The organism is Streptomyces sp. NPDC107581 (genome assembly GCF_055657175.1).
Genome location: NZ_JBVKBH010000022.1, coordinates 78,951 through 93,894, shown reverse-complemented (window position 1 = coordinate 93,894; position 14,944 = coordinate 78,951). Strand labels below are relative to the sequence as shown.

At 70.8% G+C, this 14,944-nt stretch carries 13 protein-coding genes; 10 read left to right on the top strand and 3 right to left on the bottom strand.

Annotated features, from left to right (window positions below; all coding sequences use genetic code 11):
• Positions 1–28: 28 nt before the first annotated feature.
• On the bottom strand, positions 29–1,048 hold the full coding sequence (locus ACZ7P3_RS38385) for an aldo/keto reductase (protein WP_472088941.1): 1,020 nt from the start codon (positions 1,046–1,048) through the stop codon (positions 29–31).
• Between the two features lie 35 nt (positions 1,049–1,083).
• Positions 1,084–1,980 (bottom strand): helix-turn-helix transcriptional regulator, encoded by an 897-nt coding sequence (locus tag ACZ7P3_RS38380; RefSeq protein WP_472088939.1) that lies wholly within the window; start codon positions 1,978–1,980, stop codon positions 1,084–1,086.
• A 414-nt stretch (positions 1,981–2,394) separates the two neighbouring features.
• Between ACZ7P3_RS38380 and ACZ7P3_RS38375 the strand changes: the two genes are divergently transcribed.
• Positions 2,395–3,279 (top strand): aldo/keto reductase, encoded by an 885-nt coding sequence (locus ACZ7P3_RS38375; protein ID WP_472088937.1) that lies wholly within the window; start codon positions 2,395–2,397, stop codon positions 3,277–3,279.
• A gap of 121 nt (positions 3,280–3,400) precedes the next feature.
• Here ACZ7P3_RS38375 and ACZ7P3_RS38370 read toward each other — a convergent pair whose 3' ends face one another.
• Complete coding sequence (locus ACZ7P3_RS38370) at positions 3,401–4,165, bottom strand: DeoR/GlpR family DNA-binding transcription regulator (RefSeq protein ID WP_472088935.1); 765 nt, start codon at positions 4,163–4,165, stop codon at positions 3,401–3,403.
• A gap of 162 nt (positions 4,166–4,327) precedes the next feature.
• Here ACZ7P3_RS38370 and ACZ7P3_RS38365 point away from each other — a divergent pair, with 162 nt between their 5' ends.
• From ACZ7P3_RS38365 to ACZ7P3_RS38325, 9 genes are all read left to right on the top strand, one after another.
• Positions 4,328–5,560, top strand: a complete 1,233-nt coding sequence (locus ACZ7P3_RS38365) for an MFS transporter (protein WP_472088933.1) — start codon at positions 4,328–4,330, stop codon at positions 5,558–5,560.
• Positions 5,557–6,186, top strand: a complete 630-nt coding sequence (locus tag ACZ7P3_RS38360; RefSeq protein ID WP_472088931.1) for an HAD family hydrolase — start codon at positions 5,557–5,559, stop codon at positions 6,184–6,186. The genes ACZ7P3_RS38365 and ACZ7P3_RS38360 overlap by 4 nt, the downstream gene beginning before the upstream one ends.
• Entirely contained in the window at positions 6,186–6,794 is a 609-nt protein-coding gene (locus tag ACZ7P3_RS38355) for a GPP34 family phosphoprotein (protein WP_472088929.1), read from the top strand. Before ACZ7P3_RS38360 ends, ACZ7P3_RS38355 begins: the two co-directional genes overlap by 1 nt.
• A gap of 241 nt (positions 6,795–7,035) precedes the next feature.
• The gene (locus ACZ7P3_RS38350; RefSeq protein ID WP_472088927.1) at positions 7,036–8,304 is read left to right on the top strand and encodes an aspartate aminotransferase family protein; all 1,269 of its coding nucleotides are present in this window, start codon (positions 7,036–7,038) and stop codon (positions 8,302–8,304) included.
• Positions 8,301–9,254, top strand: coding sequence for an inositol monophosphatase family protein (locus tag ACZ7P3_RS38345; protein ID WP_472088925.1), 954 nt, complete (start codon positions 8,301–8,303; stop codon positions 9,252–9,254). Before ACZ7P3_RS38350 ends, ACZ7P3_RS38345 begins: the two co-directional genes overlap by 4 nt.
• Positions 9,251–10,288 carry a zinc-dependent alcohol dehydrogenase gene (locus tag ACZ7P3_RS38340; RefSeq protein WP_472088924.1) on the top strand — a complete coding sequence of 346 codons (1,038 nt, stop codon included), beginning with the start codon at positions 9,251–9,253 and terminating at the stop codon, positions 10,286–10,288. Before ACZ7P3_RS38345 ends, ACZ7P3_RS38340 begins: the two co-directional genes overlap by 4 nt.
• Positions 10,285–12,168, top strand: a complete 1,884-nt coding sequence (locus ACZ7P3_RS38335) for a beta-galactosidase (protein ID WP_472088923.1) — start codon at positions 10,285–10,287, stop codon at positions 12,166–12,168. Before ACZ7P3_RS38340 ends, ACZ7P3_RS38335 begins: the two co-directional genes overlap by 4 nt.
• Positions 12,169–12,302: 134 nt before the next feature.
• On the top strand, positions 12,303–14,537 hold the full coding sequence (locus ACZ7P3_RS38330) for an aminotransferase class III-fold pyridoxal phosphate-dependent enzyme (RefSeq protein ID WP_472089016.1): 2,235 nt from the start codon (positions 12,303–12,305) through the stop codon (positions 14,535–14,537).
• A complete protein-coding gene (locus ACZ7P3_RS38325) occupies positions 14,534–14,938 on the top strand; it encodes a nuclear transport factor 2 family protein (RefSeq protein WP_472088922.1) in 405 nt (134 codons plus the stop codon). The genes ACZ7P3_RS38330 and ACZ7P3_RS38325 overlap by 4 nt, the downstream gene beginning before the upstream one ends.
• Positions 14,939–14,944 lie beyond the last annotated feature (6 nt).

The following is a 14,944-nucleotide window of genomic DNA, read 5'->3' as shown; positions in this document are numbered from 1 at the left end:
TGTCCGTGGCTCCCCCGTCTGCCTCGCGTCAACGGCGCCGCTGGTCCGCCCTCAGCTCGAAGTCGCCGTAGCTGTTGTCGACCGGGTTGACCGTGACCCCGGGGGCCACGATGTCGTCGATGGCGTCGAGCACGTCGGCCGACAGCGTGGCATCGGCGGCGGGCAGGAACGCCTCCAGCTGCTCCATGGTCCGCGGTCCGATGATCGCCGAGGTGACGCCGGGGTGGTTGATCACGAAGGCGACGGCGAGCTCGATGAGTGTCAGGCCGGCCTTCTCGGCCAGGACGGCGAGCTGCTCGACGGCTTCGAGCTTGCGCTGGTTGGCCGGGGTGCTCGTGTCGAAGCGGGCCTGGGGGCGTGCGGCCGAGGCGGGGCCCTCGGTGGCGTTCTTGCGGTAGCGGCCGGACAGCCAGCCACCGGAGAGCGGGCTGTAGGTGAGGGTGCCCATGCCGTGGCGGCGCACGGTGGGGAGCACGTCCTCCTCGATGCCGCGGACCAGGATCGAGTACGGCGGCTGCTCGGTCACGAACCGCTCCAGGTGGCGCTCCCGCGAGGTCCACTGGGCCTCGACGATCTGGGAGCCGGAGTAGGACGAGGAGCCGAGGTAGCGGATCTTGCCCTGGTGCACGAGGTCGGAGAGGGCGCCGAGGGTCTCGGCGACGTCCGTGTCGGGGCTGGGGCGGTGGACCTGGTAGAGGTCGATGTGGTCGGTGCCGAGGCGTCGCAGGGAGTTCTCGACCTCGCGGATGATCCAGCGCCGTGAGCCGCCGCGCTGGTTGGGGTCGTCCCGGTCCATCGGCATGAAGAACTTGGTCGCGAGGAACACGTCCTCGCGGCGGTCCTTGAGCGCCTTGCCGACGATCTCCTCCGAGACGCCGGCGGAATACACGTCCGCGGTGTCGACGAAGTTGATGCCCGCGTCGAGGGCACGGTGGATGATCCGGATCGAGTCGGCCTCGTCCTCGTTGCCCCAGGGACCGAACATCATCGCGCCCAGGCAGAGCGGGCTGACCCGGACGCCGGTGCGGCCGAGCGGTCGGTACTGCATGAAGTGGTTCTCCTCGATCGGTGGTGGTCAGTCGTTCAGTCGTTCGCGGTGGGGACGACGCTGCCTGTGCCCGTCCAGCTGGCGAGCAGGCCGAGGGCCTCTCGTTCCCGCGAGTCCGGTTCGGGGGTGTAGAAGTTGAGACGCAGGCCGGGATCGGCCGGCAGGTCCATCGCCTCGTAGGGCAGTGCGAGATCGCCGACCAGCGGGTGATGGAGGTTCTTGACGCCGGAGCGGTGGAACTTCACGTCGTGGCGGGCCCACCGGCGGGCGAAGTCGTCGCTCTTGGTCGTCAGCTCCCCGACCAGATCGGTGAGCGCCTTGTCGTGGGGCGCCCGGCCCGTCTCGGTGCGCAGGAAGGCGACCGCGTCACCCGCCCCTTTGTCCCAGTCGACCCAGAAGTCCTTGCTCGCGGGGTCCAGGAACATGAAACGGGCGCTGTTGACCGGCCCGCGCCGGGCGAACAGCGGCGAGTCGAAGACGGGTGCGTACAGCGCCCGCCCGAGCGGGTTGGCGGCCAGGATGTCGAAGCGCGCGTTGCGCACGTAGGCCGGCACGTCGGTCATCGAGTCCAGCAGGCGCAGGATCGTGGGCCGCACCCGGGACGCGGTCACCGTGGGACGCCGGCCCGATGGTGTCGCCGCCCGGGCCAGGTCGTAGAGGTGGGTGCGTTCGGCCTCGTCGAGCTGCAGTGCGTGCGCGAGGGCATCGAGCACCGAGTCCGAGGCGCCGGTGAGGTTCCCGCGCTCAAGCCGGATGTAGTAGTCCACGCTCATGCCCGCGAGCAGGGCGACCTCCTCGCGGCGAAGCCCGGCGACACGGCGGTTCCCGCCGTAGACCGGCAGCCCGGCCTGCTCCGGGGTGATCCGGGCCCGCCGGGTGCTCAGGAACTCGCGGACCTCCGCGGTCAGAGCCTTCCTGTCACTGTCAGCCATGCTCAGGCCCCGGGGCTTCTTCGGTGGCGGCGAGGGCGGACATGCGGTGGCTCCTTCTGATCGTCGTCACTCCGTGCCGGTCTCCTCACGGTAGATCCGTCGGAGAGTGCCTGCGAGGTACTGCCATTACCTGGAAGAGCAGTGACTCCCACCCGCGCTCCGAGGCGCGGTTCTCTGGAATAGGCCGAGGACCCGGCCGACCGCGACCGGGCCCGAACCAGCCAGAGACCGACCTGAAGGAGCACCGTGCGCGCAGCGCCCCTGTCCGGAACCGGCGACGTCCACACCGGGCGTAGAGCGAACCCGAGCCCTCGGGGAGCCGCCGAAGCACCCGGTGCTGCTCACCCTGGCCGTCGCGGCCGTCCTGACCCTCGTCGTGCCCGCACGGGCCACCCGCACCGAAAGGAACCTGTGATGCAGACCCTCACCCTCAACAACGGCGTCCGGATGCCCGCCCTCGGACTCGGTGTCTTCCAGACCCCGCCGGACGAGACCCGGGCCGCCGTCACGGCCGCGCTCGAACTCGGCTACCGGCACATCGACACCGCCGCCGCGTACGGCAACGAACGCGAGGTCGGCCGTGCCCTCCGCGAATCCGGAGTACCCCGCGACGACATCTTCGTCGAGACGAAGATCTGGATCAGCGACTACGGCTACGACGAGACCCTGCACGGCTTCGACAAGAGCGCCGCCAAGCTCGGCCTGGACCGGATCGACCTGCTCATCCTGCACCAGGCCCTCCCGTCGGACTTCGACAGGACGCTCGCCGCCTACCGCGCCCTGGAGAAGCTCCTGGCCGACGGCAGGGTCCGGGCCATCGGCGTCAGCAACTTCATGGTCGACCACCTGACCGCGCTGCTCGACGCCACCACCGTCGTCCCGGCCGTCAACCAGCTGGAGATCCACCCGTACTTCCAGCAGCGCCCCGTCCTCGACTTCGACGACGAGCACGGCATCCTCAACCAGGCGTGGTCCCCCATCGGCGGGATCACCTTCTACCCGGGCTACGGCGAGGACCGCAGGAGTGTCCTTGATGACCCGGCCGTCACCGCGATCGCCGGTGCGCACGGCAAGAGCCCCGCCCAGGTGCTGCTGCGCTGGGGCATCCAGCACGGCCGCTCCGTGATCCCCAAGTCGGCCAGGCGCCACCGCATCGCCGAGAACATCGACGTCTTCGACTTCGAACTCACCGCGGACGAGCTGAAGGCCCTCGACGCCCTGGAGACCGGCCGCCGCGGCGGCCCCGAGCCGGAGGCCGTCACCCTCGCGGACTACGGCCGCGCCATCCCCGAAGCCTGAACCTCCCCCTGTCCACCTGAAGGAACCATCACGCCCACCACCGTCACCGCCTCCGGCGCCCACGAAGCGGGGAAGCCGCTCACCGCCCTCGCACCCGCGCCTCGGCGGGCACCGACGGCGCTCAGGGTTGCGAATGGACCACCTGTACGCCCTGCGCCTGCATCGTCTCCACCACGGGGTTGTCCGGTGTCGCGTCCGTGACGACCAGGGCGATCTCCTCCAGTGAGCAGATGCGCCCGAGCGCCGTGCGGCCGAGCTTCTCCGCCGTGGCCACCAGGATGACCCGCTGGGCCGCGTCGAGGGCCGCCCGCTTCACCCGGACGTCGTCGAGGTTGTACGCGGTGACTCCACGGGTCGGCTCGACCCCGCAGGAGCCCAGCACGAAGGTGTCGAAGCACAGCTCGTTGAAGGTGTCGAGCGGCGTCTGGCCGTAGAAGGAGAGTTCTCCCGAACGAATCTGGCCACCTGGCAGCAGCAGTTGGATGCCCGGATACGAGGACAGGGCGAAGGCCGCGTGCAGCGACAGCGGCGTGACGGTGAACTGCCGGTCCTCCATGGCCTTCGCGACGGCCATCAGAGTCGTACCGGTGTCCAGGGCGATCGTCTCACCGTCCGTCAGCAGCGACAGCACCGTGCGCGCGAGCCGCTCCTTGGTCTCCATGCCGGACATCGCGCGGATCGCGTACGGCGGTTCCACCCCGCCCGGCAGATTGCTCACCGCACCGCCGCGCACTCGGCGCAGGGCCCCGCGCGACTCCAGGAGCTCCAGATCCCGTCGGATCGTCATCTCCGAGGCGCCCGTGGCACGGGCGAGGTCCGCGACGGTCGCACGGTTCTCGCGCATGAGCAGCTCGATCACGAAGTTGTGTCTCTCCATCACGTTCATGGCAGCGAGGGTACCGGCGATACACACGGGATCAGGATTGGCGAACATTCGATCTGTTCAGATGCACGTGATCCATGAGAGGATTTTTGGGTGATGCTCATGTGACCTGCGCTTTTACTCTGTGTCTTATGTGCGTTCAACCACCGTCCACTGAGGAGTTCGATGTCCACAGCCCGCAGACCCGATCCGTCCGGGGCCCCGAAGCCGCTGCTCACGACCATGGCGATCGTCGCCTCCTGCGCGGCGTTCGTGGTGATCGGAGCCCTCCAGGCCCTCTACGGTCCCGCGATCCCCGCGCTGCGCTCGGACTACGGCATCAGCCCCGCCGTCGCCGGACTCAGCCTGAGCGGACACTTCGGCGCCGCGGTGGTCGGCGTGCTCGTCTACCACCTGCTGCGCGAACGACTGGGCCACCGGATCCTGCTCGGCGCCTCCTACCTGCTCATGGCGCTGGGAGCGGTGGTCTTCGCCACCGCGCCCAACTGGCCCCTGGCCCTGGTCGGCACCTTTGTGATCGGCCTCGGCTTCGGCGGCGTGGACTACGGCCTCAACCAGCTGTTCGCCGTCGCCTTCGGTCACCGCAGCACCGCGATGCTCAACCTGCTCAACGGCCACTTCGGCGTGGGCGCGATCGCCGGGCCCGCCCTGGTGGGATGGCTCGGCGCCAAGCACTACCCGGGCATCTTCGTCGGTGTCGCCGCCGTCTGCGTGCTCATCCTGTTCACCCTCGGCGGTGTGGCCTCCCGGGAGCCGGAGCCCGTGGCCGAGGCCGCGTCCGGCGCGGGTGCGCGGGTCGCGCCGATCATCGCCGCGTTCATCGGCGTCTACGTGCTGCACGTGGCCATCGAGACCGGGGTCGGCGGCTGGGAGCCCACCCATCTGGAGACCGTGGGCTACGCCGCCGCGACCGCCGCCACCGCCACGTCGGCGTACTGGGCCGCCATGACCATCGGCCGCTTCGTCGTGGTCCCGCTCTGTCTGCGCTTCTCGGCGCCCGCGATCCTCACCGTGTGCTGTGCGGGCATGGCGGCATTCCTGCTGCTCGCGACCCTGCCCTCGGCGGCGCCCTACGCCTACTTCGGGGTCGGTCTCGCCATCGCGCCGATCTTCCCCACCTGTCTGCCCTGGCTGAACCGGGCGGTGCCGAGCGTCGCCGCGGCCGGCGCCTATGTGATGGCCGCCTCGATGGTCGGCGGCGTCGCGTTCCCGCCGCTGCTCGGCGTGGTCATCGACGGCCTGGACGTCAAGGCCCTTCCCGTCGTCCTGTTCGCCCTGGCCGGGATCTGCCTGCTGCTCAGCTTCTGGCTGCGCACCAACGCCCCCGATCCGGACGGACTGCCCGCATCGAGTCCCGGCCCGGCCGGGACCCCCAGCCCCTCGGAGGTGCAGGCGTGAAGGCCGTCCTCTTCGACATGTTCGGTGTCCTGGCCCGTGTCCAGTCCCCGGAATCACAAGCCGTGATCGAACGAACAGCGGGCGTAAGCGAAATGCGCACAACCGGTGTGAGCGGAGAACGGTTCTGGGACGCGTACTGGTCGCTGCGCCCGCCGTACGACCGTGGTGACGTCATGGGCCCCGCCTACTGGAAGAGCGTGGGCGAACGGCTCGGGACACCGTTCACCGGCCCGCAGGTCGACGATCTGATCGCCGCCGACCTGGCCAGCTGGAGCGAAGTCGACCGGGAGAGCGTGGACTTCCTGGCCGAGCTGGCCGGCCGGGGCGTGCGCCTCGGGCTTCTCTCCAACATCCCGGAGGAGCTCGCCGCCCACTACGAGGCCACCCAGGACTGGCTCGGGCACTTCAGCGTGGTCGGACTGTCCTGCCGGATCGGCAGCGCCAAACCGGAAGCGGCCGCCTACGAGTGGTGCAGCCGTGAGCTGGGGCTGCCCGCCGGGGAGATCCTGTTCGTGGACGACCGCGCCGACAACGTTCTCGCGGCCCGCGAGGCCGGCATGCAGGGCCATGTCTTCACGGGCGTCCGCACCCTCGCCGCGGCACTGGAGGAGGGGAACACCGGGTGATGCCGACGCCTGTCCTCCTGGCCCTGTGCGGTGCGGGAGAAGGCGGATCCTGGCCCTGGCCGTCCCGGACCGAAGCCGGACGCGCGGTCGTCGGAGCGGCACTGTTCGACCTCGCGCTCGCGCGGCGGCTCGAACTGACCGACGACCGTGTCGTGCCGCGTGGCGGCGGCGCGACGGACGACGCGGTCCAGGACGAGGTGCTCAGCCGGATCCGCGCGTCCGGCCGGGCGCGTCCGCCCTGGGAGTGGGCCGAATCGCTAGGCCCGGACGCCCTGCGGCACGCCGAGGAACGGTGCGCCGGCGCCGGTGCGCCCGGCACGCCCGGGGAGCGGGTGAGCGAGGCGCGGGCGCGGGTGTGCCGCGCCGCCGAGCGGCCCGGTGTCCTGGACGTCCCGGCCCTGGCGGTCGGGGTGCTGCTGGTCGCCGCCCGCCAGGGCCACCTGGTGCGGCCGGCGGCCCTGCCCCGAGACAGGGTGCGCCACGCGGCGGAGACGATGGCACTGCTGGAATACAGCGCTCCGCACTCCGGCCGCGCGCTGCGCCGCGTCTTCGCCGCGGTGCACCGTTCGATCGCCATATCCGCCGCCGCTCTGTCCTTCCCTGGATAGCAATCGCTGGCGAAAATTCGCCCCTCCTTGCCAGCGGTGCTTCCGATGTGATCTTCTTGTTGTGGGGATGTTGAGTGAATCCCGAACGCACCGGGTATTCCACTCCGTCCCGTCTCTCTGTGCCGCATTCCGCATGGTGCGGGTGTGTTCAGCGGCCGATACACCGACTTCACCGACACAATCCTTCGACCGTTCGGAATTTTGACAGGCATGCGCTTCGTGCCTGCCCGGGAGGGAAACCATGGATACGAAAACTGTCACCGACCACCTCTATTATCCCGTCAGCGCTCTCAAAATGGAGCGCGGTGAAGGCGTCTATCTGTACGACTCCGAGGGAAACCAATTCCTCGACTGTGCGTCGGCGACGTTCAATCTCAGCCTCGGTTACTCCCACCCCGCCGTGATATCGGCGATGAAGGACCAGCTCGACAAGGTGGTGCACCTCACCTCCTCGTACCAGAGCGATCCGATCAACGGGCTCGTGCAGCGGCTCGTGGAGACCTCGCCGGACAACCTGACCCGGGTCCACCCCAAGGTCTCCGGCGGCTCCTCGGCCAACGAGGGCGCCATCAAGATGGCGCAGCACGCCACCGGAAAGTCCGAGGTCATCACGTTATTCCGCAGCCATGTGGGACAGACGATGATGATGGCGTCGATGTCCGGCAACGCGTTCCGCCGCGAGCCGTTCCCGCTCCTGTACCCGGGCAGCCTCCAGGTTCCCGACCCGTACTGCTTCCGCTGCTTCTACGGGCAGAACAAGGAAACCTGCGGCCTGATGTGCGTCGACCGCATCGACGACTTCATCGAATACGCGAGCAGCGGCCGGGTCGCGGCCGTACTGATCGAGCCGATTTCCGGAAACGGCGGGAACATCATGCCGCCGGACGGCTACATGCAGAAGCTGCGCGCTTTCTGCGACGAGCACGACATCGCCCTCATCTTCGACGAGATCCAGACCGGCATCGGCCGCACCGGGCATATGTTCGCGGCCCAGCATTTCGGTGTCGAGCCGGACGCCATCACCACGGCGAAGGGTCTCGGCGGTTCCGGCGCGCAGGTTGCCGCGATTCTGACCAACGACCGCCTTTCCGGGCTTCCCGCGCATCACCACTCGTTCACCTACGGCTCGAATCTCCTGGCCGCCGCGGCCGCGAATGTCACCCTCGACATCGTGCGGCAGCCGGAATTCCTGGCGAATGTCAGGAACACCGGTGACTATATTCTCGGCCGACTGCGCGACATGCAGCTGCGCTATCCGGCCATCGGCGACGTCCGCGGCGTCGGCCTGATGATCGGCTTCGAGATGTGCGAGCCCGACGGCAAGCCGGCCGTGAAGCTCACCAACCACCTGGCGAGCGCGGCCATGGAGCACGGCCTGATCCTGCGCACCTCGCGCTACGGCTACGGAAACGTGCTGAAGATCCGTCCTCCGCTGATCCTGACGATGGCTCAGGCCGAGGAGATCTGCGACAAGCTGGAGAACCTCTTCATGGCGGAGCTGGCCCGGTGAAGAAGCTGCTCAAGGGTCTCGGCGAACACGTCCGCGCCGAGCTGCTGACCTACGGCCAGCTGGGCCTGGCCCGTCAGGTGCACGGCGACTCCCCGGGCGGCGACGCCCAGTTCGACGTCGACGAGGTGGCCGAGAAGGCGGTCCTGGACTACCTGCGCGCCCATGCAGAGGTGCCGGTGGCCGTCTACACCGAGGACGGCGCCTTCGTCGAACTCGCCGACGATCCGCAGTACCTCCTCGTCGTCGACCCCATCGACGGCACCCGGCCCGCCTCGGCCGGTCTCGAGATGGGTGTGGTCTCCATCGCGGCCGCGCCCTACGGCGACGGCAAGCCGACCCTCGCCGACGTCACGGCCGCCTACCTGCTGGAGATCAAGAGCGGCGCCTGGATCTACGGCGACGACACGGAGGGCCTCTCCAGCGGCGGCCACCCCACCGCCGTACCGCGGCTGAGCCGGACCACGGACCTGGCCAAGATGTTCTGGTCCATCGAGTTCAACGGCCACCCCATGGCCCTGATGGACGCGGCCTACTCCCACCTCGTGGACCAGTCGTCCAACACCGGCGGCGTGTTCGTCTTCAACAGCGCCAGCTTCTCCATCTCCCGGATCATCACCGGACAGCTCGACGCCTATGTCGACATCGGCAACCGGATCCTGCGCGACCACCCCGACACCGAGGCCGAGTTCCTGCGCGTCGGACGCGGCTCGATCCTGCACCTGTTCCCCTACGACATCGCCGCCGCGGTCTACCTCGCCCGGCAGGCCGGTGTCGTGATCACCGACGCCTACGGCGACGACCTGGGTACGACCTCGCTGGTCGACCTCGGCCCGCTGAACCAGAAGTCGTGCATCGCGGCGGCCACGCCCGAACTGCACGGGCAACTCCTCGACTCCATCCGCTGGGAACTGGGCCGTGGCACCGCTTCGGCCGCCAAGGGGGACGCATGAAGGCGCTCACGCTGACCGGGGACCGCTCCCTGGAGCTGGTCGACCGGCCCAGGCCGGAACCGCGCGAGGCGACCGACATCGTCATCCGCATCGTCCAGAGCGGAATCTGCGGCACCGACCGCAGCGTGCTGGTCGGCAAGTTCCCGGCCGAGCCCGGGGTCGTGATGGGTCATGAGGCCGTCGGCGTCGTCGAGGCCACGGGCCCCGGCGTGAACCGCTTCGCACCCGGTGACCGCGTCATCGTCAACCCCACCCTGTACTGCGGCAGTTGCGCCACCTGCCTGGAAGGGCACTGGAACTTCTGTGGCAACAAGGCCGGAACCGAGGTCGGGCTCGACTACGACGGTTCCTTCGCCGAGTTCATGCGCCTGCCCGAGCTGTTCTGCCACGCGATTCCCGACGGGATGAGCTTCGACCGGGCCGTCGTCGTCGAACCGCTCGCCTGCGCCCTCAACAACATCGAGGCCGGCCGGCTGCAGCCCGGCGAGACCGCGGTGATCGTCGGTGGCGGCCCGATGGGCGCCGTCACCGCCATGGCCGCCGCCCGCTACGGCGCCCGGGTGCTGGTCGTCGAGCCCGACCCGGTCCGCCAGTCGCTCGACCGGGAGATCTTCGCCGCCCCCGAGTTCGAGGGCCGGATCACCGTCCACACCCCGGACGACGCGGAACTCACCCACCGCGCACACCTGGTCGTCGACTCCGTCGGCAACCTCCTGGAGCAGAGCCTCGGTTACGCCGCCCAGCAGGGCCGGGTCGTCGTCATGGGCTTCAACAGCAACGCCACCGCGACGGTGCGCCCGCTGGAGATCCTCCAGCGCGGACTGCAGATCATCGGTGCCGGCGACTACAACAGCATGATCTTCCCGAAGGCCGTCGAGCTGGCCCGCTCGATCCCGCTGGAGCGGCTGATCACCCACCGTTTCCCGCTGGAGGACCACGCGGAGGCATTCAAGGCCCTGGCCGCCGTGCCGGGCGCCGAGTACGCCGCGCTCAAGGTCGTCCTCGTCCCGGACCAGGACGGGGGCACCATATGAGTGCCCGGCTGAACACGGCCCTGGTCCCCGGCACGGACCGCCCCGTCGTCATCGGCGAGTACCCCTACTACCGGGCCGACCCGGCCAACTGGGCCGGCAATCTGCGGGGGTTGCGTGCCCTCGGCGTCGACGTCGTCTCGTTCTACCTGCCCTGGCGGTTCCACGAGACCGGTGAGGGCGGGCAGCGCACGTTCGACTTCCACGGCAAGACCGACCCGCAGCGCGACGTCGTCGGGCTGATCGGCCTCGCGGCCGAGGCGGGCCTGACCGTCCTGGTCAAGCCCGGTCCGTTCATCCACGCGGAAGTGCAGCTCGGCGGGCTCCCCGACCGGCTGTGCGGCCCCGGCCACACGTCCTACCAGGGGCTGAACGGCGACCTGCTCACCTCCCAGGCCAAGCCGTTGCCCAGCCTCCTCGACCCGGCCGTCAAGGACGAGGTCGCCGCGTGGATGCGCGCCGTGGCCGAGGAGGTCGTGTCCCCCACGGCCGCCCCCCGCGGCCCTGTTGTCGCGCTCCAGCTCGGCAACGAGGGCATGTCCGGCGACGTGCACATCGCCATCGACGCCCAGGACGCCTCCCCGGCGGCCCGCGAGGAGTTCGCCCGCTGGCTGTCCGCCCGCGGACTGGCCGACGAGGCCGCGCGCACCGGTGACGACCTCGCCGACTGGTCCGGCGGACTGCGGCTGCTGTGGTCGCGCTGGTCCGGAGAGGCCATCGCCGGCCTGTGGGACTGGATCTCCGACCTGTTCCCCGAGGGCCCCGCCCGCGTGGCCAACGTGCCCCTGGCGCGCGCCACGGGCCCGGACGCCACCGTCGACGCCTGGGCCGCCCGTCACCGCGCCCTCAAGGGCTCCCGGCACCTGATCGGGCACACCGAGTGGGTGGGCAACCCGGCGCAGAGCCCGGAGGCCTTCGCCACGCACCTCGGCGAGATCCTGCTGGGAGACACCGATGTGCTCGAGGCCAACTGGGGATTCACCTGGGACGACGAGACCTTCGCCGGTCCGCGTACGCCCCTGTTCAACGCCCTGCTGGCGCTGACGCTCGGATCCACCACGGTCAGCGTCTACACCGCCTGCGCGGCGGGCACCTGGGGCGAACTGATCGACATGGACCCGGAGGGGCTGCGCGCCGAAGGCGTCGACCCCGCCCTGCACGCCCCGCCGTACTGCCCCGGAGCGCCTCTCACGGAGGCCGGTGACCACAACCCCACCGCGGAGAGCCTCGGGCTGCTCGCCGGCTTCCTCGACCGCCACGGCGCCGCGCTGGCCGGCAGCAGGCTCGACCGCGACGCGGACCTGCTCGTGGACCGCGCCCTGGCCGAGGCCGGCGCCTGGCAGCGGGAGGGGAAGACCGCCCTGCGGGAGCTGACCGAGGCCGTCCACGAGCAGCTGCGGGACGCGCACCGGCTGATCGGGCTGCGCTGGCTCGACGAGGCCCCGCAGCCCACCGCCCAGGACGCCGCCGGGCCCCTCGGTGTGCTCCGCGCGGACCGGCCGGACGTGAGCACCGCCCCGGGCGAACTCTCCGTCACCGCGGGCGTGGCCGCCCACGGAGCCGTGGCCGGCTTCGTCGCCGGGCTGGCCACGGACGCCCCCCGCTGGACGTCCGCCCACCGGCGGGCCGTCGCCCTCACCCGCACCGGTGCCGACGGCACGCATGTGATCGGTGCCTTCAACCCCACCGGCGCGGACGACCGGATCACCGCGGCCGACGGCGGCTGGTCCGTCGATCTGCCCGCGGGGACCGCGGCGCTGGCCGTGAGCCGGGGCGGCACGCTCCTGGGCTGGCTGGCGACGCCCACCGCGTCCGCCACCGCACGCGTCGCCCTCACCTGGGGCGGCGAACAGGCCGACGCACAGCGCGTGTCGGCCTCCTGAGAACGCGGGCGGCGGGAGAGCGCACCTGACATCGCTCCCCCGCCGCCCGTGCGCGGACCAACGTATTCCGCACATCGCTCCCCCGCCGCCCGTGCGCGGACCAACGTATTCCGCACATCGCTCCCCCGCCGCCCGTGCGCGGACCAACGTATTCCGCCCGAACCCGCTTCGAGCCCAGGTGTCGCCTTGTCCCAGAACCACGACGTCGCATCCGCCACGGCCACCACCCTGTTCCGTCCGGCAGGCCGCGACACCCTCGCCACTCTCGCCGACCTCATCGAGCAGGAGCATCCGATCTTCGCGATGCCGTCCTGGTTCGTGACCGCCGACTCCGCCCACGCGGGCCACCTCATCAGCGAGTTCCTGCGCGAACTCGGCGGGCCCGAGACCCCCGCCGCCTACCGCTGCTTCTTCGCCAACTCGCGGTACGAAGCCCTCCACGGAGCGGTCAAGCTGCTGCGCCATCGCGCGGCCGGATCCGCGGCCCGGCACGGCGGACGCGTTCTCGTCCTCGACCCCGACGGCACCCTCGCCCGCCGCGCCGACCCGCTCGGCGACGGCCCCGACCGGGCGCTCGTCCCCGGACTCCACTGCCACTCCACCGTCCCGGCCCTGCGCACGGCGGCCGCCGGCGCCGACCACTGCGGCCTCGTGCTGCGCGGCACCGGGCGACTGGGCACGGACGAGCTGGCCGACCTGGCCGCGCTCGTCCACGACGTCCGGGGCCGCGGCACCCGCATCGCCCTGGACCTGTCCGACGTGGACCCGCTCGCCCCGTCCTGCGACACCGTGCGCGCCCTGCGCCCCGACCTCTTCGTCCTCGGCGAGTCGCTCACCGGCCACGAAGTCCCCTTCGGCGCCTTCGCGGGCAGCCCCGACCTGTTCGCGCCCTGGTCCACCCCCTCGACCGGATTCCTGCACTCCAACACCTACGGCGGCAACACCGTCGCCATGCGCGCGGTCAAGGCCCGGCTGCTGGGCCGCTGGGACGAGAGGCACCCCGTGCACCGCGTCCTGGCGGCCACCGCCCGCGACTGGCAGCGCACCCTCGACCTGTACGCCCGGCACGTCAACCCGATGACCGTGCGGATGCACCGCAAGCTGCGCGGCGCCCTCCACGTCGTACGCGCCAAGGGTTCCCGGCTCACGGTCCAGCTGGACTCGGGCCGCCGCCTCGACCTCGTCGACGGGCTGTGCGGGGCGGGCCTCGGGGTGGCCGGGCACAATCCCGCCGACGCGCTCACCGACGTCGTCCGCGGGCACGACCCGGGACGCGACTACGTCGCCGAACTCCAGCGCGTCCTCGCCCGGGACACCGGGCTGCCCCACGCCTTTCCCGCCGTCAGCGGCGCCTCGGCGGTGGAGAGCGCGTTCGTCCTGGCCCGGCTGGCCCGCCCCGAGCGGCGGCGGATCGTGGTCTTCAGCACAACTACGGCGGCAAGACCCTGGTGTCCCTGCTGGCCACCGCCGCCGAGCGCACCCGGGCCCCGTTCGGGCCGCTGTACGAGGACATCCGCTACATCGACCCGTACGCCCCCGAGGCCGCCGAGGAGTTCCGCAAGGAGGCGGCGACCGGAGAGGTCGGCCTGGTCTGGATCGAACTGGTCCACGGCAGCTCCGACTCCTACGCCCCCGTCCCGGCCGCGCTCCTCGACGCCGTCGCCGAGGGCCGCGAGCGGCACGGGTACCTGGTCGGCGTCGACGAGGTCCTCACCTCGTACTACCGCTGCGGCACCCGGTTCGCGCACCAGGACAGGCTGCCCGGGATCGACCTGATGAGCCTGTCGAAGGCGCTCAGTTACGGCTGCTTCCCCACCGGGGCGGCGCTGGTGTCAGACGCGGTCCACGAGGCCGCCCGCCGCACCGCCCCCCGGCTCGTCGAGGAGCTGCGCACCCAGCACGCGAACCAGCTCGGCGCGCACTTCTCCCTGCAGGCCGTCGCACAGGTCGACGCGCTGCAGCTGGACCGGCGGGTGGCCGCCCTGTCCGCCGTGGTGGACGCGGGGATCGCCGCGATGGACACCGGACCCGCCGGTGTCGTCGGGCGCCGCTTCGCAGAGGGCCTGCTGGGCCGCTTCGAACCCCGGGTGCCGGGACCGCTGCGCCGCTTCGTCGAACCAGAGGGCGAGTGGATGACCTACGCCCTGATCATCTGGTGGATCACCCGGGCCAGGGCCTTCGTCGTCTACGACGTCTTCCTGCTGCCGCTCGTCGCCACCGAGGACGAGATCCGTCAGGTGATGCGCGCGGCCCGGGAACTCTCGCGCACCTCCCCGTACCGCCTCCTCGCCCAGGTGGGCCTCTTCCACCTCGGTGAGCGGGCACGCGCGTTCGTGCGCACCCCGACCACCGCAAGGAGCACCGCATGAGCCAGCAGAACGTCGACGTCGTCCGCCGCTTCTTCCAGCTCTTCGACGAAGGACGGCTCTCGGACATCGAGGCCCTCCTGACCGACGACTTCGAGTGGGTCTACCACGGCCCGAAGTCCCTGCCCTGGGCGGGCACCTACCGGGGCGTCGAAGGGTTCCGGCAGTTCTTCTCCATCGTCCGCGACCTGATCCAGGTGCAGGAGTGCGTGCCGTTCGACTACCTGGACGCGGGCGACCGGGTCGTGGTCCTCGGCGTCAGCCGCACCCGGGTGCTCGCCAACGACCGCCGCTACGAAGCCCAGTGGATGAACGTCTTCACCGTGCGCGACGGTCTCATCTCCCGCTACCTGGACCTCTACGACACCGCCAGCGTGGTCGAGGCCCTCGGCGGGGAGCGCTGAGCCAGA